19 protein-coding genes and 1 pseudogene are annotated in these 20,107 nt (G+C 47.5%); 16 read left to right on the top strand and 4 right to left on the bottom strand.

The window, feature by feature from the left end:
* Window positions 1-56: 56 nt before the first annotated feature.
* Window positions 57-764 (top strand): metal-dependent hydrolase, encoded by a 708-nt coding sequence (locus PPRES148_RS03815; protein WP_149453311.1) that lies wholly within the window; start codon window positions 57-59, stop codon window positions 762-764.
* Between the two features lie 1,064 nt (window positions 765-1,828).
* Here PPRES148_RS03815 and PPRES148_RS03810 read toward each other — a convergent pair.
* Window positions 1,829-2,107, bottom strand: a pseudogene (locus PPRES148_RS03810) (transposase); the annotation flags it as partial.
* A gap of 630 nt (window positions 2,108-2,737) precedes the next feature.
* On the opposite strand from PPRES148_RS03810, the gene PPRES148_RS03805 reads away from it, so the two are divergent.
* Together PPRES148_RS03805 and PPRES148_RS03800 are read left to right on the top strand one after the other, a co-directional pair.
* Complete coding sequence (locus PPRES148_RS03805; protein WP_149453309.1) at window positions 2,738-3,097, top strand: hypothetical protein; 360 nt, start codon at window positions 2,738-2,740, stop codon at window positions 3,095-3,097.
* Window positions 3,098-3,583: 486 nt separating this feature from the next.
* Window positions 3,584-4,582 (top strand): CPBP family intramembrane glutamic endopeptidase, encoded by a 999-nt coding sequence (locus PPRES148_RS03800; protein WP_149453308.1) that lies wholly within the window; start codon window positions 3,584-3,586, stop codon window positions 4,580-4,582.
* Window positions 4,583-5,553: 971 nt separating this feature from the next.
* Here PPRES148_RS03800 and PPRES148_RS03795 read toward each other — a convergent pair.
* Window positions 5,554-6,327: a hypothetical protein gene (locus tag PPRES148_RS03795; RefSeq protein ID WP_149453307.1), complete on the bottom strand. Its 774-nt coding sequence runs from the start codon at window positions 6,325-6,327 to the stop codon at window positions 5,554-5,556.
* A gap of 181 nt (window positions 6,328-6,508) precedes the next feature.
* Here PPRES148_RS03795 and PPRES148_RS10900 point away from each other — a divergent pair, with 181 nt between their 5' ends.
* Entirely contained in the window at window positions 6,509-6,649 is a 141-nt protein-coding gene (locus tag PPRES148_RS10900; RefSeq protein WP_187820546.1) for a hypothetical protein, read from the top strand.
* A gap of 97 nt (window positions 6,650-6,746) precedes the next feature.
* On the opposite strand, the gene PPRES148_RS03790 is transcribed toward PPRES148_RS10900, so the two are convergent.
* Window positions 6,747-7,349, bottom strand: a complete 603-nt coding sequence (locus PPRES148_RS03790) for a hypothetical protein (protein ID WP_149453306.1) — start codon at window positions 7,347-7,349, stop codon at window positions 6,747-6,749.
* A 1,228-nt stretch (window positions 7,350-8,577) separates the two neighbouring features.
* Between PPRES148_RS03790 and queC the strand changes: the two genes are divergently transcribed.
* The 3 genes from queC (at window position 8,578) to PPRES148_RS03780 (ending at window position 10,561) form a co-directional block, all read left to right on the top strand.
* On the top strand, window positions 8,578-9,270 hold the full coding sequence (gene queC, locus PPRES148_RS03785) for a 7-cyano-7-deazaguanine synthase QueC (RefSeq protein ID WP_149453305.1): 693 nt from the start codon (window positions 8,578-8,580) through the stop codon (window positions 9,268-9,270).
* Between the two features lie 471 nt (window positions 9,271-9,741).
* Window positions 9,742-9,891 (top strand): hypothetical protein, encoded by a 150-nt coding sequence (locus tag PPRES148_RS10890; protein ID WP_187820544.1) that lies wholly within the window; start codon window positions 9,742-9,744, stop codon window positions 9,889-9,891.
* Window positions 9,892-10,339: 448 nt separating this feature from the next.
* Window positions 10,340-10,561: a hypothetical protein gene (locus PPRES148_RS03780; RefSeq protein ID WP_149453304.1), complete on the top strand. Its 222-nt coding sequence runs from the start codon at window positions 10,340-10,342 to the stop codon at window positions 10,559-10,561.
* Here PPRES148_RS03780 and PPRES148_RS03775 read toward each other — a convergent pair.
* On the bottom strand, window positions 10,558-10,791 hold the full coding sequence (locus PPRES148_RS03775) for a YtzJ family protein (protein ID WP_149453303.1): 234 nt from the start codon (window positions 10,789-10,791) through the stop codon (window positions 10,558-10,560). The genes PPRES148_RS03780 and PPRES148_RS03775 overlap by 4 nt on opposite strands.
* Before the next feature lie 1,279 nt (window positions 10,792-12,070).
* Here PPRES148_RS03775 and dnaE point away from each other — a divergent pair.
* The 9 genes from dnaE (at window position 12,071) to accD (ending at window position 20,091) form a co-directional block, all read left to right on the top strand.
* Entirely contained in the window at window positions 12,071-15,079 is a 3,009-nt protein-coding gene (gene dnaE, locus PPRES148_RS03770) for a DNA polymerase III subunit alpha (protein WP_149453302.1), read from the top strand.
* A gap of 14 nt (window positions 15,080-15,093) precedes the next feature.
* Complete coding sequence (locus PPRES148_RS03765) at window positions 15,094-15,648, top strand: phosphatidylglycerophosphatase A family protein (protein WP_149453301.1); 555 nt, start codon at window positions 15,094-15,096, stop codon at window positions 15,646-15,648.
* A gap of 805 nt (window positions 15,649-16,453) precedes the next feature.
* Window positions 16,454-17,008 (top strand): phosphatidylglycerophosphatase A family protein, encoded by a 555-nt coding sequence (locus tag PPRES148_RS03760; protein ID WP_149453300.1) that lies wholly within the window; start codon window positions 16,454-16,456, stop codon window positions 17,006-17,008.
* On the top strand, window positions 16,974-17,300 hold the full coding sequence (locus tag PPRES148_RS03755; protein WP_149453299.1) for a hypothetical protein: 327 nt from the start codon (window positions 16,974-16,976) through the stop codon (window positions 17,298-17,300). Before PPRES148_RS03760 ends, PPRES148_RS03755 begins: the two co-directional genes overlap by 35 nt.
* Window positions 17,301-17,743: 443 nt before the next feature.
* Window positions 17,744-17,968 carry a hypothetical protein gene (locus tag PPRES148_RS03750; protein WP_149453298.1) on the top strand — a complete coding sequence of 75 codons (225 nt, stop codon included), beginning with the start codon at window positions 17,744-17,746 and terminating at the stop codon, window positions 17,966-17,968.
* 544 nt (window positions 17,969-18,512) lie between these two features.
* Complete coding sequence (locus PPRES148_RS03745) at window positions 18,513-18,809, top strand: hypothetical protein (protein WP_149453297.1); 297 nt, start codon at window positions 18,513-18,515, stop codon at window positions 18,807-18,809.
* A gap of 90 nt (window positions 18,810-18,899) precedes the next feature.
* Window positions 18,900-19,103, top strand: a complete 204-nt coding sequence (locus PPRES148_RS03740; RefSeq protein ID WP_149453296.1) for a hypothetical protein — start codon at window positions 18,900-18,902, stop codon at window positions 19,101-19,103.
* A 44-nt stretch (window positions 19,104-19,147) separates the two neighbouring features.
* A complete protein-coding gene (locus tag PPRES148_RS12240) occupies window positions 19,148-19,288 on the top strand; it encodes a hypothetical protein (RefSeq protein WP_223127938.1) in 141 nt (46 codons plus the stop codon).
* Window positions 19,249-20,091 carry an acetyl-CoA carboxylase, carboxyltransferase subunit beta gene (gene accD, locus PPRES148_RS03735; protein ID WP_149453295.1) on the top strand — a complete coding sequence of 281 codons (843 nt, stop codon included), beginning with the start codon at window positions 19,249-19,251 and terminating at the stop codon, window positions 20,089-20,091. The genes PPRES148_RS12240 and accD overlap by 40 nt, the downstream gene beginning before the upstream one ends.
* Window positions 20,092-20,107: the final 16 nt, after the last annotated feature.

The following is a 20,107-nucleotide window of genomic DNA, read 5'->3' as shown; positions in this document are numbered from 1 at the left end:
GGGGATGGGCATGGGTGGTGTGCGGTTCGGGGGATTTTATGAAGGGGGTTGGGGTTGTGAAGGTGACATTTTGTGGTCACTCCTGTTTTTTGTTGGAACATCAGATGCACAAAATCGTGGTGGATCCGTTTCTAACGGGAAATCCGAAGGCGATATTACGACCCGACGATGTCCAGGTGGATTGGATTCTACTCACTCATGCCCATCAAGATCACTTAGGGGATACAATTGAGATCGCCAAGGCGAATGGGGCCACAGTGGTCACTATGCATGAGTTGGGAATCTGGTTGGGATGGCAGGGTGTAAAAACAAAAATCTTACATATGGGAGGAAGTTTCCAATTTCCTTTTGGTCATCTCAAAATGATACCGGCCTGGCACTCTTCCGGTTTGGTACGGGAGGAGGAGAAGGTAATTCTCCCTGGTGGGGTCCCTGTTGGGTTTCTATGGACCGTAGGGGGTCGGACTCTCTATCATGCCGGGGATACGGCTCTGTTTTCAGATATGCGCTTGATCAACCGTGGAAAGCCAGTGGATCTGGCCCTATTACCCATTGGCGATTGTTATACGATGGGGCCACAGGACGCGGTTTTGGCTGCAGAGTTTCTCGGTGCACGTGCGGTAATCCCTTGCCACTATGATACCTTTCCCGAGATTCGTCAGGATCCGGAGAGGTTTGGGCAGGCTTTACGGGAACGGGGTATTCAGCCCGTTTTGTTAAAAGTAGGTGAATCCCACACCTTGAAAACCCTAAAACAACTGTAGTGAACGTATGTGCGGGTTTTTCCGGTTCATGAGGGCTAAAGCGAAATTCATTGGGCCCTTGGGTGTTGAGTTAGATGTCCCCAGTATGGTTTCTAAATTCTCAGGGGGAATTTATTGTAATTTTTAATCAGGTATGTTTACCCACTATATGAGGATGGTACCGTGCAATTTTCTGTGCGGAATGTACTATCTATAAATATATTCATACTTTTTTATAAATAAATATGAAACATAGTAGTATCAATTAATGACAATGTTGGTCTGTACCGGCAGCATCCGAACGGTTATGTGCATTTTTCCAGGGGGGTTTCAGTCCTAATTTTTTACCTCCCCAGGGGACATTTTCATATATTTTTTGTGAAATAATTTTATTATTAATTTGTATGGATAGAAAATCCGTTCTTGTTTCTCACTCTTCTTTTGTCCATTTTAAAATATAAATGGTGCTACTGTGAAAAGAATGGTTCGACAATTTTTTCTCCGAGTATCCTTTTCTAGAATTTGATACCCTCCCCGATCATTAATAAAATTTACTAGATGTATTGGTTGGATAGTACTCGTTCTTTCATCCTGTACTCTCTTTTGGAAATATGTCGACACGGTATTTTGTAATGGATGATTTATTCATATTATTATGCATTCACACGCAATCCCTATATGTCGTTGAGTGAAAAACTATGGTAAAAGCAATGAAAAAGCCATCTGTCATTATTGTATAATATTCACTACTATAATAAAAAATATTATAAGGGGAATAGGTGACAGATGGGGCAGCATCCGGACGGGTGTGTGCATTTTTCGGAGGGGATTTTTAGTCCCACTTTTTTGCTTCCTTGGGTGACCTTTTCTTGTATTTTTTTAAGCATAATTGTCTTATTAATTTGTATAGATAGAAAATTCGTTCCTGTCTTCCAACCTCCTCTCGTCCATTCTTATTATGAATCCTATAGGGATTGGAAAAAAGGCGATTCTTACTTTACCAAATTTTCAATCTAAATCGCAAAAAACACATGATTCCATACTATTTCTGCTTTCTTCCTAATCCCTATGATTCATGCTATCCTCTAGTCCGTTGTTTCCTGCCGTTTTTGGTGATCACGGAGACAGAAGAGGGTGGATATCCGATAAGCAGCCCTGTCATCAGGATAGCAGCGAGCTTTGTTCGTAATATGTTTTAAATTACCGTTTAAATTCTCCAGGATGTTGGTACTCCGATTCGACTTCTGATGGGTAAGGTCGTGTCCGAGGTGGATGGTGATATCTCGCAGGCCCTTTCGCAATACTTTTACCGTTTTCGGGTCCACTTCTTTATAATCCTCGCAGATCCTCATGCCAACTGCATAGGTCACATAGGTAAAAAAGGGGGGGAAGAGCTAGAAAACCAAAATATACTTTTTATATTTTAATATAGTAAATTTATTTTATATAGTAGTCCATGGGAGGAGCACCTCAAATGGGGGGAAATACTCCCCCAAAAGCCCTGTTCAGAAATTCACACCCCCAACGGGATGCTGCCGGTACAAAGGGTAAACCACTCATGGGCGAAAGAACACTATATGAGAGTCGAAACCCCGTCAACTACGGGACCGGAGAAAGCAATATTCTTGAAATATAAATTCATATTGAATATATAAAGAAACAACCGATATGAATAAAAATAGAATTATATAATAAAATATTGTATAAACTCTATTTAAATAAAAACATATACACCTTTCGTTAGCCACCCTCTACTTGTTTTGCTGGGGGTTGATCTTCATTTATCAGATAAGTTACAATTTTTTGTGGTTGGTTCGTTTTTTCTTGGGGACAAGGTAAAATCTGACATCGATTGACACCGACTAGATTTTGGGCAGCATTCCGTTGTGGGTGTGAGTGTAAGTGGATTGGACGGGGTTTTCAGGTGGGATTTTACCCCCATTTTCGAGCCCGGTGATATTCAAATACTGATGTGTAAAGGGTGGTTGAGTTTAGTGTTGACTAAAGGTACCCGTATTAGAGGGACGGTTATTACTGTTGCGTGCTCCTTTCTTATGCTAGGGTCGTTTACAACAAACGTTGGGCAGGTGTCTGTTGCGGGGGAAACTATGGGTATAGGATCTATGACAGGGGAAAATCGTCAGGAAGACGTTTTGTCGGGTTCTGAACGGCCCTTTACCGGTATGTCTGAAGGGAATCCAGGAGAAAAAACACATAAGCGTTCTAAGCGATTGGTACCAGTACTCGCTGGTCTAGTTCTAACGGGAGTTACACTTTGGTCCGCCGGTTGTGAGACAGAGAAGAGATATCGGGATGGTTCATCCGAAAAGACCTTTCGGGGCGTCCGGTCCTAGAGATCTTCGAAGGAGGTAGTTTTCAAACCAGGAAGGGGGGGTCTGCCAACATAGTTGTATGGGGTTGCTATCTTTCACTTCGATAGGCGACCTCACGATTTTTTCGTTTATCTCTGGGCCATGGCATTCATTGTTTCCGGGGCACTTTTCGGAGTTATTTACCCCAAGGGAAAGGGTTATTTTGTTTTAGGCCCTTTGCAAATGAACGGATTTGTTATGTTGCTGAAGACGCTTTGTTTTGAATTATCATAATGGACCCTCTGGATTCCTTCGTTTTCATGTAGTTTATATACTGTTATTTGGGGCTGGTGCGTTCCTTTGTAGCGTGAGGGATCTACATGAATACCTTCCCTTTTCCCTTTGATTCAAAGGATTGCTAACGCAAGAACCATTGCATTTTTTACAACCTGGGGATCTAGAGACCTGGTCCGGGTTTGAAAAAGGGACTAATTCTGGGAGAATAGTGCAGAAATACGGAGGTTTATATTGTCTCAGAATATTACAATAGATCTTTTAGGAAGAATGTTGCTTGAGGTGTTACTTGTTTTGTTTGTTGTACGATTCGATCGTGTTTACTATCAGCATACAGTGGTGTTGAAGGATAGTTCCTGTTGGGAATCACTCCAAAGATGGGGTAGGGTAGTGGACATTTTCTTAGCGGTACTATATGGTGTTTGGGTGGTACACTATGTATCCACTAAGTTTATACCTGTTATCGAGAAATGGTCATTACCTGCCCATCTTTTCTATTTACCAGTCCCTGAGCAGCTCTCTCTTTGTGGCCTCATTATTCTGTACTCATCATTAGGTATATTTTTTGTGTGGCCTTCGTTTCGATCGTATATACTATCCCAATTGCGACTCAATCCCCAGCGATACCTTCATCGCATCTTGGTATGGTGGGTGTTTTCCTGTTTCATTGATTTTATATGCGTAAAGTCCTTCTACCCAAATACCATTTATGAATATTTGGATTGGATTGTGGATGGTCAGGTTGTATTGCTTACATGTTGCCAAAAAGTATTACTTGTTGTGTATGCTTTAGGTGCTGGTGTTACTCGTAACTGGGGGGAAATGCTAGTTCGGTTAGGACTGAATAGAAAACCCACAGTAATAGATTCTTTGGGGGTTTGTCTCTCTAAAATAGGGTATGATTTTTTAATATCAAAAACATATTATTTTTTATTTTTATATTTATTTTCATATAAATCTAGTAATCCTCCGATCCCATCATTGGATTGGCCGGCTCTTATAGCAGTAACAATTGGACCGGGGATTTGGGAAGAGTTGTTTTTTCGGGGCGCCCTCCAGCCGCGTGTGGGTATTTGGATTACCAGTATTTTGTTTACTCTGAAACATGTGCAGTATGATTGGCACGATCTTTTTATTGTTTTTCTTGATTCACTGTTCCTTGGATGGATTGCACGCCGCTATTCCATATGGTTTTCTATAGTGTTGCATATGTACCATAATTTTATGGTTTAATTGTAATGATCATGGTGTTCGATTGGAAAACATAATGAATTTTGGTTTTTCAATGAGGTGTCAGTTCAAAAGTATGGGTGACGCTGGTTGGCCGTTCAAGGGCCCCCGGACTTTAATGCCTACTGGAGGGGTGCAAACAACCCCCCTCTGATTTATGCCTATAAGTATCACTATTCAAAAATCGGTGATATCCCCGTTGATTTTCTGGATCTTGGCCGTATATCGGACCTGGGGATTCAGTATCAGGAGTGAGGGTTGAACCATGGTTCGATAGACCGAATGTATCGTGGTAGGTTTCTGTGTTTATATCTGCCTAGATTTGGATTCTCGGCAGCATCCCGTTGGGGGTGTGAATTTCTGAACAGGGTTTTTGGGGGAGGATTTCCCCCCATTTGAGGTGCTTCCCCCATGGACTGCTATATAAAATAAATTTACTATATTAAAATATAAAACGTATATTTTGGTTTTCTAGCTCTTCCCCCCCTTTTTTACCTATGTCACTATAGTACTTGACCCATCCTAATTCGTTAAACCTAATTCGTTAAAAATGGTAATTAATTTCCATTTTCTTTTTGTTTATTTTTCTGTTATACTATTCCGTAAAAATTGAAAATTTTATGGAATAGAGGGGGATATGGATTGATGAACCACACTACTTATACCGCCTTACCGGCCCCTATTTGTGATAAAAAAATGGAGAACGATCTCCTAGAGCGGGTACAATTATGGAGAATGTAAATTTGCCGGATTGTGTGCTTCCCAACCCCTGAGGAGAAGGGTTTTGCGCACAAAGGGTTCCTTCCAGAAAGGATACCCTTGTTTCGAGATTGATTGCGCTTTTCTCCGTGCTTTCCTCCCATAGTTTGCCCTACGAATCCCCCTGATTCACGCAAGGTAGGGCTGGCGTCTCAGCCAACCCTACCGTAGAATTGTCATACGAATTTCCCATCCAATCCCAATTTTCAGACTGTCTATGGGGTCCTATCCCGATCCGAGGGGGGTTGCTCTTGGGTTCCAGTGATCCCTCCGGGTGGTGTTTCCGTTGTACTATCCTTGCCCTTGCCAGTACGGGTCAGACTCTCATCGGAGACAGGGTTGGTGTTCTCAATCCGCCGATCTCCCCACACAGGAAAGTCCTTGCGAATGGGATATGCAACGTGCACAGTATCCCCTTCGATTGAAGATACCTGGCCTTTCTCAAACCCCGGGGGAGCCCCCTCCCAATTCATAGTCTTCCCAAGCTCTTTCAACTTCTCTTTATCGGAGACACGGAGGACGAGCTGTAGCTCCCCACGGAGTAGCCCCTCCTGGTTGTACCGATCTACGTACTCCGCTCCCTCGACAGAAACACCCTCATTCATCTCGTAGACAAGATCATAACTTATTCCTGTTCTTTTACCCTTCTCCTCCTTGTAACTAACAAAGGAAACACTCGGAGTAGCCACTATACCCCCTATTTTTATAGGGTCCGTTCCACATGTTTCAGTCTTGCCGGACAAGATACCGCCATAGTATAACCTAAACCCTCTACCCTCCCTGGTCTCTCTAGTAGGTGAAGCCGAAAGGGTCTCCCCATGATCACCGCAACGCCACGGCTCATCCATACGCGGAAGCGATTGTGAGGGGGAATCAGTTCCAGCATTGGTATTGGCCAAGGAAATTTGGGTTGATACCAATGGACCGAGCACCCCGGACAAAACAAGACCAACCTTCATATGCCATTTTCGTGTTACCCATATACTCATGAATCGTACACCCCTTCCTTTTCTAGAGGGATGGATCCCCCACCGTAACTTTATATCATAACTTTAGAAAACTATGTCCAAACGATCCTTGATTTCCCCCCCATGGATCCAAAGAGAGGAAGGAATAGCTCCCCCCATTCACGCTCCATACAGGGGTTGCGTTGATATCAGAGGGTGTCCTATGACAGGCATATATATTTTTACTAAAATAAATTTTATAAAATATTATATTGAAAAAAATGAACAAAAAATAGATTCAGGGATGGATCATCAGATAACACAGGGAGGACAAGGGGGAGACCCTCTGGAAGCCCCGACATGAAATTGGGGATGCAACCCTAACATATAACGAACTCCGAAAAAATACAGAGTATCTACAAGGCCACTCCAGCGGATATCTTCCACTAACTATCTATTTCCTATCTCCACACAGGGAAACCCTTACTAACGGGATATACAACATACACGATCTTTCCCTTGATCGAAAATATCTGGCCCTTTTCAAATCCCGGGGGAGCTCCCTCCAAATTCATCGTCCTCCTAAGCTCTCTCAACTTCCTCCCATCGGAGACACGAAGGGTGAGATGTAGTCCCTCCCTATGTGCTTCTGCATATTCCGCTTTCTCAACAGAAACACCCTCACTCATTTCGTACACAAGATCATAACTCAATCCCATGCTCTTACCATTTTCCTCTTTATAATTAACAAAGGAAAACCTTGGGGTAGCCACTATACCCCCCATCCTCATATGGTCCGCTTTGCATGCCTTTGTCTTATAGGACAAAGTATCGTAGTATAACTTGAACCCCTTACCGTTCTCGGTTTTTCTAATATCCCCCGCCCAAAGGGAATCTCCATGATCACCGCAACGCCATGGCTCATCCACATGTTGGAGGGATTGTGAGGAGGAATGGGTTCTAACGTCGGCCAAGGAAACTTGGGTTGATACCAATGAACCGAGCACACTGGATAAAACAAGACCAACAGCAGCCCTCGTATGCCACTTTCGTGATATATCCATAGATTGCACACTCCTTCTGTTTGCTAACCCAATGCAGAAAAGATCATTCGATATATTCTCATCATTGAGCCGCAGCCATTCTCACCATCAGATTCCATCTGCAATCTTAAGGATTCCGGCCGGAAATTTTCCTCTCTTGCAGGATTCCACCTCCTCATTCGCAATTCTATAACAATATTAAAAATTATGTCAAGAGGGGTGCGAATGGCCCTTTCCTATGTACTTGGTATGAAATAGTACTTCATGGTATACATATGCTTTATTGGGATGAACCCAACCATTCGAGGTCAGGGTACCTTCCTGATAAAATATTCAATACAATGAGAAAATCGATGCCCGCGGACTCACCTTCACCCCGGTGCATTCCATGTTTTTTTTCTTGTGGGGGGTTTAGCTGAAATGATGGTTTTATGAATGCACACACCCATTCGGATGCTGCCCCCAGAATAGGGGGAAATATCCCTCAAAGACCCTGTTCATAAATTCACACCCCCGACGGGATACTGCCACTTTCACAACGTTTTATTCAACATACTCTTATCTAATATAATTATATATACTGTCATTTATGGATGCTGATGATCATAGTGTCCCAGGATCTTTTTCTCATCTTGTTCTTTATACCCATTTCGGGTTATGATTCATTCGAAAGAGGGAAATATCCGCCCTATTTCCCATTATTTTCTATAGGGTGAGATACCCATGAGTCCCCGAATTTCAGAGGTAGGATTCGTGGGGTATGTGCCCTTCAAAATTTTCCTGGTAAAGGACCCTCCTCTGTTCATCTAGCTTTTTCCTGTACCGAACGGATAGGGGGATTTCAACGATTTTTCTTTATTTTCTGTAGATAGTGCTTATTTTGCAGGTGTGTTGATGAAAATTAAGGTCCCTGTACCCATCCCGAAGTTTTTCTCTATGGAATTCCTGAACATCTCCGGGTGAGGAACTCTCTGCCCCCGGGGCAAAGATTCCGCAACGATCATCATTACGATACTATTTCGTCCATTCCTCATTGTGGGGGTAGGGAAATAGCTAATTGATAGGGAATGCATGCTGGAGTGTTTGCACGAAGGCTCTGGATGTGTTTTTTCGGATTCGTTGGGTTGCTAGTGTATATTTCATAGGCGGTCTTTGTATGTGATGGTTTCCGGTTTTTTTGAGTCGCCCCGGGGTCGTTTTTTCTATTCTTTTTAGGTTGGATTTTCTCAATGGGGGGAAGGAACAGGAGATGAGCAAGCGTGCGGTTGTTTTACTGAGTGGGGGTTTGAATACTACAACTTGTATGGGAATGGCCCAATCGGAAGGGTGTTCTCTGTATCCGCTTACCTTTATCTACGGACAGCGGCATGCTCGTGAAGTTACGGCGGCTCGTGAGGTGGCAGAACATTATGGGGTTGCCAAGCAGCATCGATGGATTCCGCTTCCCTTGTGGACCGAGAGGGGATCCAGTGCGTTGACGGATCCGGGTTGCCCTGTTCCTAAGACAAGGGGTGACGAGGGCATTCCCACTTATGTACCGGGACGCAATCTTGTCTTTCTGTCCTGTGCTATAGCTTATGCAAAGATGATTCGGGCCTCTGAAGTTTACCTGGGTATCAGCGTTGTAGATGATAGTAGTGATCCGGATTGTAGTCCGACCTTCCTCGATGCTTTCCGGGTTGTAGTGAGGGAGGCAACTTGGTCGGGTCGGGGGGAACATACACCGAAAATTCATTCCCCTTTCCTGCATTGCAGTAAGTCGGAAATCATTGCATGGGGGTTACAGTTGGAAGTGCCCTATCATCTCACGATCTCATGTCATCGGGGATTAGAGGAGGCTTGTGGACAGTGTGATCGTTGTAATGTACGTAGAAAGGGTTTTACCGCATGCAACACAGAGGACCCCAGTCCTTATGCGGGTTCCCCTCTAGTTTCCCCATGACCCTTCTATTTCCGATTTGTACCCCCAAAGGATTGTCCTCTATCATTGTAGGAAGTTCCCTTGCTCTTTCAACCCTTTTTGGGACAATGCCCTATCCTATCCACCGTGGCGACTCGTTGGATTGGTTTGCGTTTTTCTAGGTCCTCCGCATCCTTTCCGTGTGTCTTGTGGTCTGCGTTGTAGGTAGTTCTCCACGATGAGGGTATGCAGGGTCCAAGTCGGCCGATAAAAATGAATTTTCATGTAATGTTCCATACCATATATCTAGTAATAAGTACCCATTGTATAATTATTAGGAATTAAAATACTTTCATAATATATGTTCCATCGTCCGTGAACCATTCCAACCACAAGTTGGACCTCGCTCTCCGTAGCCGGAATCATGACCTATGATAAAAATTAGATATTGGGCCCCCCTTACGTTACGAAGGGGGGAATTCGCAGCTGTGGAACGCGTGATCAGGGGTCCTTGTGGGTTGGAAAAACTGTAGTTCCCTCGTGCTGATTGGGTGTATTTGCAAGATGGGTTCCAATGATTTCCCGTTCCACTCTCTTCCATCGGTTTTGGATGCTACTTATGATTTCCCTACGTGTCATGAAATCAACGTCTCCCCTCTGTGACGACGGGCCCTATGCAGGGGAACCCTATGCAGGGGAACGCTACATACACATAGGTTTTTGTGGTTTAGGACTGTGGTATATCGTTTTATATAGACAGGGCCATAGGGGGGGTCCTTCCTCTCCCTTACCTGGTATTGGCAACGTTGTAGGGCCCTCATCCGTTGAAACCGTAACCTATGGGGAGGGACGGGCCCTGGATAGGGTTCCCCATTTCAGAACCGGGATCCCTATTTAGAAGGAATTCGTGGTGGGGTCTGGGTAGCGACCCTACAATGGGGTTGCATCCCAAATTTGGTGTCAGGGCCCCGCAGGGTCCCTTTTTTGTCCTCCTAGTGTCCCACGGACTTTACCTTTTATATCCATTACGAATAGTATCATTGGTAAGAAAGTATCCCCGGGGGGCGGATCCACGGGCAGCGTAAGGGGCTCAAGAGGACCCAATTTTTTTGTGGACACTGCACACTTGGGATGCAATCGTCTCTCTACCCATACGGGATCCGGAGAACCCCCCACGGACTACGGAGGTGGGGGACCGCCACAAAGAAAATCCCAGATTTTCGTAAACGATGTCACAACCGGGACACAATCCCAGGGTCTCCTCTGTGTAGAAAGGGAAAAATTAGGCAGGACGATGGATCGTTCGGGGGGTGAGTCCCTTCGCCCTGGCTAGGAGTTTCTACCGATGTGGGAAGGGGAGGAACTGTTCGTATCGGTGGTTTGATGGGTTTCTGGAATGAACCAACAACCAAGTGGGGTTCGATCAATATGGACCTCGAGCGGGATTTTGCTGAGTTCCCGTTCAATCCGGGTAGCGATTTCCTCCGATTCTGTAAAAGCCGAGTACCCTCGCTTGAGCCGCTCAATTTTTTCACGGGCAATTCTTTTTCGATTGATGATCATCGACCATAACCCCCTTTTTCCCTAATCTAAGCGGCGGCAAAAGTACCTGGTATATCACAAAGCTGAAGGACAGACCACGTAAGGAAGGATAAAATATGTTCTTGCATATTCTTCCATCCGTCTCCCCTGAGGGGGAAACGATCGGATTCACTCATTCTCTGAGATCCCCTGCATGGTATCGGATCACGGATGTCCCATGATGATCCCTGTTAGGTATAGGTGAGGTAGGATCAAACCCCATGGATCTAAAAATCAGGGGTGACGAATCCATCGTCCGATAGGGTTCCCCGGGGGGATACACCCTTCCTTCTTTTTCTTTGCTTTCTGTGGGTGGGTCCCGGTGTCCTTTTCACAGGTTTCCCACTCTGTCGGCCTACGAACCGCAAATGTATTTGTCTGGGATTTCTTGTGGAGGAATAGGTCCCATTGCGGATGGATGGTTTATGGAATCTATTGATTTACGATGATTTCCTATTTTGCGGGTTCACTAGGCCCACATCAGGGGTCCTTAGTAGTTCCATTGGCCCATGGCGTGTACTACCTTAGGGTAAAAGGGTTTCATTGGATGTTCATGAACTTCCTTGGACAACCCCCGGGCATGAAATTCAGTACTATGATTCCTGGGATGGATAGAATGGTTTTATCCACCAGCCTGTTCAGGATGCAACGATGGTATGCATAAAGTACCAGGTGGAGGAACGCAGGGGGAGGGGGCGGTTTCATCCCCTTGTAGCTTTAGGTGTTTTTATTGTATGATCATTTGGAGAGATTTTGAGATTCCTTTGCAAACGCGGAGCCCCTGGTGCATTCATGGGCCCTAAATGTAGGCAACAATGTGTACTCCTATGGTGGTGGGATATGGGTACGGAACGTGCGGACATTATGTAAAGCGGTGACCCCCCCAACGAGTAGGGTTCACTGTCCGTGAAATATCCCAATTGTATACTGTATTGTAGTATAAAACGCGAGCGGAATCCAGTTCTGCTTGGCCGGTGGGAACCGTGGCCTGTTTCTATCCCCTGTTTTGTAGAAAATAATATAATAAAATATTTGATAATGAGTGAAATATTATTATTTTCTTGCTATATGGGTTCCTCGTTTCTGCATAGTGGGAGGGATGATTTTTTCCTGAGTTTTTGGATCGCGTTTCTGTCGTCCTAGTCCTATGAGGAATTTTTATTGAGCAGGTTTGTTGTCTTAATCATACTACAGAAACTATGCATCCCTTCGGGTTTGTGCAACCTACCCATAGGGGGTTTAGGAAAAGCGGGGGGAGGGGATGAACATATCCTTTGTTCATTTGCGTGTGCACAGTGCTTACAGTTTTGGGGTTAGCATAGCACCCGTTGCATCCCTTGCCCTAGCAGCGAAGGCGGCAGGTATGCCTGCCTTAGCCCTTACGGACCATCATGGGCTCTATGGTCTCCCCGCTCTGGTGTGGGCGTGCCGTGAACACGATCTTCAGCCCATCATAGGTTGTGAGGTAAGTTTAGCGGTTGAGGTAGAGTGGGGAATGGAACGGCCCCCTCATTTTGCTCGTAATTGGGTGATACCACGTCTCATTTTATTGGCAGAAACACCAGTTGGATACCGTAATTTGCTGCAAATCGTTCAACAGCTCAGGGTACCAGAGGGGGAACGACGATCCCAGAATCCGGCACTTCGTTATGCGGTCCTAGCGAAGAATGCAACAGGTTTGATCGTTTTGAGTGGTAGTTGGGATGGTTTGCTTCCCCAGGCCTGGCTAGCGGGGGGGGAGGAGGGGGTGCGTCGTGTACTGCGTTCCCTTAGGCGGATTTTGTCCCCTCAGCAGTTACGGATCGAAGTACAGGATCATGGGTGGCCGATACAAAGAAAAATGAACAGGGATCTTCTTCAGCTGGCCCGCCAATGGGCCCTGCCTGTTGTAGCCACACATACAGTGTGTGCGGTACGGGAAGAAGATCAGGCCGCCCGTGCAGCTATGGTCGTTCATGCGGCCCGTGGTGGGGAAGCGGCCAGTTGGCGCTTTTTCAATCACGACTGCGCTTTATTGTCGGTACAGGCGATGCGGCAGAGGTTCGCTGAACTTCCTGCAGCCCTTGCGGAAACCGTTCGGATTGCTGAGCGTTGTTCCCAAGCGACTTCGTCCTTTTGTTTTTCTCCCTCCCTGCCTGCAGCCCCCTTGCCCGTGGGCAGGGAGGAACACCATCATTTACGGGATTTGTCCTATAGGGGGGCCCGTATCCGGTATGCTGATCCTTTACCCCAGGAGGTTCAGCAGCGGTTGGAGGAAGAATTGGCTACGGTATTCTCCCTGGGTATGACCACCTACCTCCTCATTGTTGCGGATGTGGTCCGATACGCCCACCGTATGGGCATTGCGTGTGGACCGGGTCGGGGTTCTGCCGCGGGTAGTCTGTTGGTTTATACCCTGGGTATTACGGACGTTGATCCCATTCAGTGTGATTTGCTTTTTGCCCGTTTTCTGCACGCTGAGCGGAAGGGATTTCCTGATATCGATTTGGATGTTGACGATCGACGGCGTCCTGAGCTCCTCTCCTATCTCAAGACACAATATGGTGAAGAAAATGTCGCGCAGATGGTTGCCTTTGGGTCCTGGACCCCTCGTCTGGCCCTGCAGGCGCTTGCCCCCCAGTGTAAGGTATCGAAGGAACTTCTGAAGCAATGGCTACAGTGGATCCCCCGTACGTCGACCACGTTGGAGGTTGCCTTTCAGTCCGCTCCGGCTTTCCGGCGTCAGTTGGAGGAACCCGTTTATACGACATTACGTACCTTTTTGCAGCATTGGGTGGGTTTACCGCGTCAGGTAGTCACCCATCCAGCGGGTGTGATCATAACGAGCCGGTCGTTGGTAGAGCAGTTCCCCCTGGAAGTGGGTACCCATGCGATGTGGCGTATTCAATATGATATGCATGTCTTGAGAAAATTGGGTTTTCTCAAATTGGATATTTTAGGACTACGTCATCTTGCGATCCTAGATTCTATTCGGTCCGTACAGTCCCATATTCCCGATGGGGATGCGGCCACCTATCAGCTTCTCGCACGGGGGGATACAGTAGGACTCTTCCAGGTAGAATCCCCCGGTATGCGTCGGTTGTTACGAACCATCCGCCCCACACGGTTGGATGACCTTATGGATATTCTGGCTTTGCACCGTCCAGGTACGCAGGCATATGCTAATCGCTACCTTCGATTTCCCAAGTCCCAGAGACCTGGATCGTCCGTGGAGGGGGGGGGTCACCCCGATGTAGCAGGGGTTCGGGATCTCCTCCGCTCTACGCGTGGGGTGCTGATATACCAGGAACAGGTTATGGCTATGGGCCGTAAATTGGCAGGTTTTTCTTGGCCGGATGCGGATCGTTTACAAGCCGCGGTCAGTAAGCGTGATCAGGATGAACTGACCGCGCTGGGAGAAAATTTTCTCCTGGGTTGCCAGGCAAGGGGTCATGATCGTGAGGATGCGATGGCCTGGTATCGGCGTCTTTGTTCCTATGCTGGTTTTACCTTCAACCGTAGCCACGCGGCTGCTTATGCCACTTTGGTGTATCGTTTGGCTTATGGTAGGACTCACTATCCAGCCGTCTTTTGGGCAGCTTGTCTCACCCATAGGGTCGGTGGGGGTCGTCGGTTGGCAGAGTTGGCAGCCACAGCGGTTCAAGGAGGGATACGCTTGCTGTCCCCCGACATCTGGCAGAGTGTGTTATCCTTCCGCGCTGAGGGGAACCCTGCAGGGAAATTCGTTCGGACAGGGTTGGGTGCGATTCGTGGCCTACCCTTCGCTTGGGGGGAAGCTTGGTTGGCTGCTCGTAGGGGAGGGGGGGAGACTTGGGAGGATTTCCTATCGATGGTACCAAATCCCAGATCGGATATTTTGCTGTCCCTGGCCGAGGCAGGTGCCTTCCTTTCCCTACCCGGGCACCGCGCTCAGCAGTTGGCTGCTTTGGAGGCTTGGCGCCCCGGGCGGAACTTCATTCTTCCCGCCCGTAAACCCATGTCCCGTCAGCAACTGTTAGCAAGGGAGGAGCAGCGGCTTGGGTTCCCTTGTTGTTTTCCCTCCCTCTATCTTAGGGTGGCTCATGATCAGGAGCGTCCAGAGATTCTGCATGCCCTGCATCGGGACTTGCAAAAGCAGCAGGGAGACCATGATGTATATCTCTTTTATGAGGGGACCGGGCGGTGTGTTCGATTGCCGCGTTCCACTTATACTGTGCAATTGCACACACAGAACCTGTCTCGTTGGCGTAGGTTGTTGGGTCAGGATGCGGTAAGGGTACATACGATCTGAGGGGGGCTCTTATCTTGTTTTATAAATATTCTTTGCAATTGTTAGAAAAACGCGGTGTTCGTATTCGTGATATAGCGGAGATTGTATATGATTTGCAAAGTCCCTATAATCCCTCCATGGAAATACAGGAATGCCTGGAGAGTGTAGAGGCCGTGCTACATAAACGGGAGGTACAGCACGCACTCATTACCGGAATCGCTATCGATATGTTGGCGGAGGAGCGTAAATTGTCGGGTCCTTTCCAAACGATTATGGATAGTGATGAGCCTTTGTATGGAATTGATGAGGTACTGGCTCTTAGTATTACAAATGTATATGGATCCATAGGTTTGACGGGTTTTGGTTATCTTGATAAGCAGAAAACGGGGATCATTAAGGCTCTGAACGATCACCCGGATCGAATCCATGTTTTTCTGGACGATATCGTAGCAGGTCTAGCTGCGGCTGCTTCTGCGCGGATTGCTCACAATCGTCCCAACAGGGAGAGATATCGCCCTGTTTTAGAGAAAATGGGTGCCATGGATGGATCCGCAGATAGGGGGAATTTAGATTCGGAGGAGGGTGGATGATGGTTGGGGGGAGTTTTTTCTCGTATTTTTTGACCTCTTTTGTTACTATGGATGTCGGTATGGTGGATGGATTAAGGATGCTGGGTACTTTTCCCCCAGAGAGGATTCCATCACTATCTCCCCCATTATGTTAGGCAAAACGTGGCGTATATGTGTTCAGGGATACCGCGATCCCTATGGATAACTTGCGGTTTTTTTGCTTTCGGTTTGAACCTGGAGACGTACATTTCAGAAGAGTTCCTATTGTGCAAGTGTGGGGCGTTTGGATCGCGGAAGTCATGATGAGTCAACGGATAGGGGGGAAACCACGGGAGCCCTTTCAACGGATTGTGGGTGGTGAATGAGACGTGGAGGATGTGGATGAAGTTTTGGCGTTTTAGTACCCACCCATAGGGTATAGATGGGTCGGATTTGGGTTGCGCTGGATCAGCGCGGAAATCCGGATTTCTATCTGGGGTTTCCTTAGGCGATAGGGTGACCCATCTGGTCGTGGCCGTCTCCGTGCGTGTGATCCATTGTTGTTCTCTTTAAGGGGGAAAACCTATCGTGCTACTCCGGGGGAAGGTAGAGAACTTCCTTGATGAGGGGTCATGGCATGGGGGATCTCTCCACGGACCTAATAGGGTGCGTAGTTTCCACAACGCCGCCCGATTGGGATAGGGATTTTTGCGGGGGCATCCGAATCGGGAATGGGAGGACCCCTTATGCCGTATCGTTGTACGCACCAGAACCTGTCCCGCTGGTGTAGATTGTGTTGGATCGGGATGCGGTAAGGGTACAGACGATCCGAGGGGGGTATTTTGTTTTGTTTTATAAATATTCTTTACAGTTGCTGGAAGAACGGGGCGTTCGTATTCGTGATATCGCGGAGATTGTATATGATTTGCAGAGCCCCCATCATCCTTCCATGGAAATGAAGGAATGCCTGGAGAGTGTAGAGGCTGTACTGCGGAAACGGGAGGTACAGCATGCACTCATTACCGGAATCTCTATCGATGTGTTAGCGGAGAAGCGTAGGTTATCAGGGCCTTTTCAAACCATTATGGATAGCGATGATCCTCTATATGGAATTGATGAGATACTGGCTCTTAGTATCACGAATGTATATGGATCCATTGGTTTGACGAGTTTTGGCTATCTTGATAGACAGAAAACAGGGATTATTAAGGCTCTGGACGATCACCCGGATCGAATTCACGTTTTCTTGGACGATATCGTGGCAGGTCTGGCTGCGGCTGCTTCTGCGCGGATTGCCCATAATCGGCCCAACAGGGAGAGATATCGCTCTGTTTTAGGGAAAATGGGTGCTGTGGATGAATCCGCAGATGGGGGAAATGGGGATTCGGAGGAGGGCGGATGATACGCATTTCCTTGGCTGGGGGGGGTTTTCCCGTTTTGAGGGGAAATGTCGTACTATCTTGGGGAAGGAAGGTAGGGAGGATAGGGGATTTTCTTTACTAGGATGGGCGTGGCGTATGAATTGGAAACGGCGGGGAATGTGTGAAATAAGGAACGCAATGGGTGGGTCCAAGGGGGACATGATTCCGTGTCCGACGTTTGGGATGGCCCGGGTAGAGGCAGGTGCTTTTTTCCCTACCCGGGCACCGCGCTCAGTAGTTGGCCGCTTTGGAGGCTTGGCGCCCCGGGCGTAAGAACTCCATTCTTCCCTAACATAAAATCATGTATTTTCAGCAACTGCCGGCAAGGAGGTTTGGGTTCCCTTGTTGGTTTCCCCCCCTATCTCAGGGTTGCTAGCGGTCAGAAGCATTTGGGGATTCTGCCATGTCCTGCATGGGGATTCGTAAACGCAGCAGGGGGACCATGATGTACATCCCTCTGTAGAGGAGGATCGGGCGGTGCGTTCGATGGCCGCTTATGCCGTGCGGATTGCGCACACACAGAACCTGTCCCGCCAGCGTAGGTTGTTGGATCAGGATGTGGTAAGGGTACACACGGTCTGAGGGGGTATTTTATTTTGTTTTATAAATATTCCCTGCAGTTGCTAGAAAAACACGGCGTTCGTATTCGTGATATCGCAAAGATGGTATATGATGGGCGGAGTCCCTAGCATCCCTCCATAGGAATGAAGGAATGCTTGGAGAGTGTGGAGACCGTGCTACAGAAACGGGAGGTACAGCATGTACTACTTCCTACTGGAATCGCTATCGATGTGTTAGCGGAGGAGCGGAGGTTACCAGGGCCTTTTCAAACGATTATGGAGAGTGATGGGCCCTTGTATGGAACGGATGAGATATTGTCTCTTAGTATTACAAATGTATATGGGTCCATAGGTTGGACGGGTTTTGGTTATCTTACATAAGCAGAAAACAGGGATTATGGAGGCCCTGAGCGATCATCCGGATCGAATCCATGGTTTCCTGAACGATATGGGGTTTGGTTGCCCTTGCGTGGATCGTTCACAATAGGCCCACCGAGGAGAGATATCGATTGGTTCTAGTAGAAGGTAGGCGCTTTGGATGGACCCGTGGATGGGGGAAATGGGGATTCGGAGGGGGATGGGTAAGGCGGGTTTTCTTGATTCGAGGAAGTTTTTTCTTGTTTTTTTTTACCATGGACACTGGTGTGATGAATGAGCGGATGCTAGGGACTTTCTTTCCAGGGGGGATTCCCTCACTATGTTCTGATCATGGTAGTCATGGTTGATCTTCACTGGCAAGGAAAGGATTCTGGCTGAATATCGGGCTTGGGAACTCTTTCGTCCCGGGAACAAAACCATGGTTCGATAGGTTCCATGTTTCGTGATAGGGTCCCGTGTTTTTACACCCGCCTAAGATGGCCCATTGTATTCCAAGGTATAGCTAGGGGGGATATGGAGAGGGAGAATCGTAGGGTGTAGGGAAAAAATGGTTCAATCCATCCTCGAAATCCGGAATGGCCGGAGCTTTTTCCATCAGGGTATGGATCGATGGGTTCAGCGGGGTGCGTTGGGATCAGCAAAAACCTGGTACCATGGGGAGTTCGGATCCCTATCCAGTCCTGGTTTCCTGGACGATAGGGTGACCCATTGGGCCGTGGTCCTTCCCGTGCGTGTTGCTCATGATCGTGTTCCTCTGGGAGAGGAAGGTAGGGATGATAGGGGAATTTCCTTGGGGGGGATGGTAGAATTTTCACCACGGAGGATCTTTTCACGGATCCAATAGGGTGCGTAGTTTCTACAATGCTAGCTAAGAAGTGTCCTAGTTTGTGAGGATTTTTGCTGGATGGGCGGGGGCGTTTGAATTGGGGATGGGATGACCCCAGAGAATTATGAAACAATAAGCGCAGTGGATCCAAGGAGACAGGGCAGGGGTGTTTGTTTTGGGGTCGAGGGGATCTACCCGGCCAGTAGGGTATGGGTGAACTCCCGCGTTCCTGATTCGATTTCCTCGTACTATGGGATCGATTGGGGAGAGAATGGATGGGGGGTGTTGCGGTGGAGTACGTTGTTTTTATAAATAGTATGTTTCTATGTAAATAAAGGATCATTCACAGAGGGGGGATGAGCTGGATGGTAAAATTTCCTCCCTACGGGGTTTATGATACAATCAAGTCAAGGCAACGGGTACGGGTTGAGCTGTTTGTGAGTGGGGTGGGTTTTGGATGGCGTTGTTCCGCAGACAGAAGCGTTATGCTACGGTAGAGATTCCGGTAGGGGCCCCAAAGCGGGAAATCCCAGAGGGGCTTATGGAGAAATGCCCCCAATGTTCGGCTATTCATTTGGCAAAGGAATTGGCCAAGAATATGAGAATTTGTAAGTCCTGCGGGTACCATTATTCGCTTTCGTCATCGGAACGGATTGCTTTGTTGGTAGATACGGATAGTTTTGTCGAGTGGGATGTCGATTTGGTATCCGGTGATCCCCTTCAATTTCCCGGTTATAGGGACAAAATAGTGGCTGATCAGAAGAAAACATCCCTCAAGGACGCTATTGTAACTGGGTTCGCCCGTATCGAGGGACAGGCAATGGCACTTGGTGTGATGGATTCGCGGTTTCGTATGGGTAGCATGGGTTCGGTGGTGGGTGAAAAGATTGCACGTGCCGCACAACGTGCGTTGGAGGCGCGTACGCCCTTCGTGTTGTGTACGGCTTCAGGGGGTGCCCGTATGCAGGAGGGGGTGCTTTCGCTGATGCAAATGGCCAAAACCAGTCTATGGTTGAGGAGACTTCATGAAGCGGCTGTACTCTATGTTGTTGTATTGACTCACCCAACTACGGGTGGTGTTTCGGCTAGTGTCGCTATGTTGGGTGATATCCATTTGGCGGAACCGGGTGCTTTGATTGGTTTTGCGGGACAGCGGGTGATTGAACAAACCGTGCGACAAAAACTACCGGAGGGCTTCCAAACGGCGGAATTTCTGTTGGAGAGGGGTCAGGTGGATCGTGTAGTTCCCCGGCGTCAGCTACGCGGTGTGTTGGGGAAGATTTTGTCCATGCATGCTTGAGAGGAGGGGGGCGGAT

This window comes from Pasteuria penetrans (genome assembly GCF_900538055.1).
GTDB classification, from domain to species: domain Bacteria; phylum Bacillota; class Bacilli; order Thermoactinomycetales; family Thermoactinomycetaceae; genus Pasteuria; species Pasteuria penetrans.
This window is presented reverse-complemented; position numbering and strand designations above follow the sequence as displayed.

Bases quoted from the DNA above. Each gene is read 5' to 3' on its own strand.
- PPRES148_RS03795 (WP_149453307.1), bottom strand. From the start codon at position 6,327: ATGAGTATATGGGTAACACGAAAATGGCATATGAAGGTTGGTCTTGTT.
- PPRES148_RS10900 (WP_187820546.1), top strand. From the start codon at position 6,509: ATGACAGGCATATATATTTTTACTAAAATAAATTTTATAAAATATTAT.
- PPRES148_RS03790 (WP_149453306.1), bottom strand. From the start codon at position 7,349: ATGGATATATCACGAAAGTGGCATACGAGGGCTGCTGTTGGTCTTGTT.
- queC (WP_149453305.1), top strand. From the start codon at position 8,578: ATGAGCAAGCGTGCGGTTGTTTTACTGAGTGGGGGTTTGAATACTACA.
- PPRES148_RS03775 (WP_149453303.1), bottom strand. From the start codon at position 10,791: ATGATCATCAATCGAAAAAGAATTGCCCGTGAAAAAATTGAGCGGCTC.
- dnaE (WP_149453302.1), top strand. From the start codon at position 12,071: ATGAACATATCCTTTGTTCATTTGCGTGTGCACAGTGCTTACAGTTTT.
- PPRES148_RS03755 (WP_149453299.1), top strand. From the start codon at position 16,974: ATGGGGGAAATGGGGATTCGGAGGAGGGCGGATGATACGCATTTCCTT.
- PPRES148_RS03745 (WP_149453297.1), top strand. From the start codon at position 18,513: ATGGTTCAATCCATCCTCGAAATCCGGAATGGCCGGAGCTTTTTCCAT.
- PPRES148_RS03740 (WP_149453296.1), top strand. From the start codon at position 18,900: ATGACCCCAGAGAATTATGAAACAATAAGCGCAGTGGATCCAAGGAGA.
- PPRES148_RS12240 (WP_223127938.1), top strand. From the start codon at position 19,148: ATGAGCTGGATGGTAAAATTTCCTCCCTACGGGGTTTATGATACAATC.
- accD (WP_149453295.1), top strand. From the start codon at position 19,249: ATGGCGTTGTTCCGCAGACAGAAGCGTTATGCTACGGTAGAGATTCCG.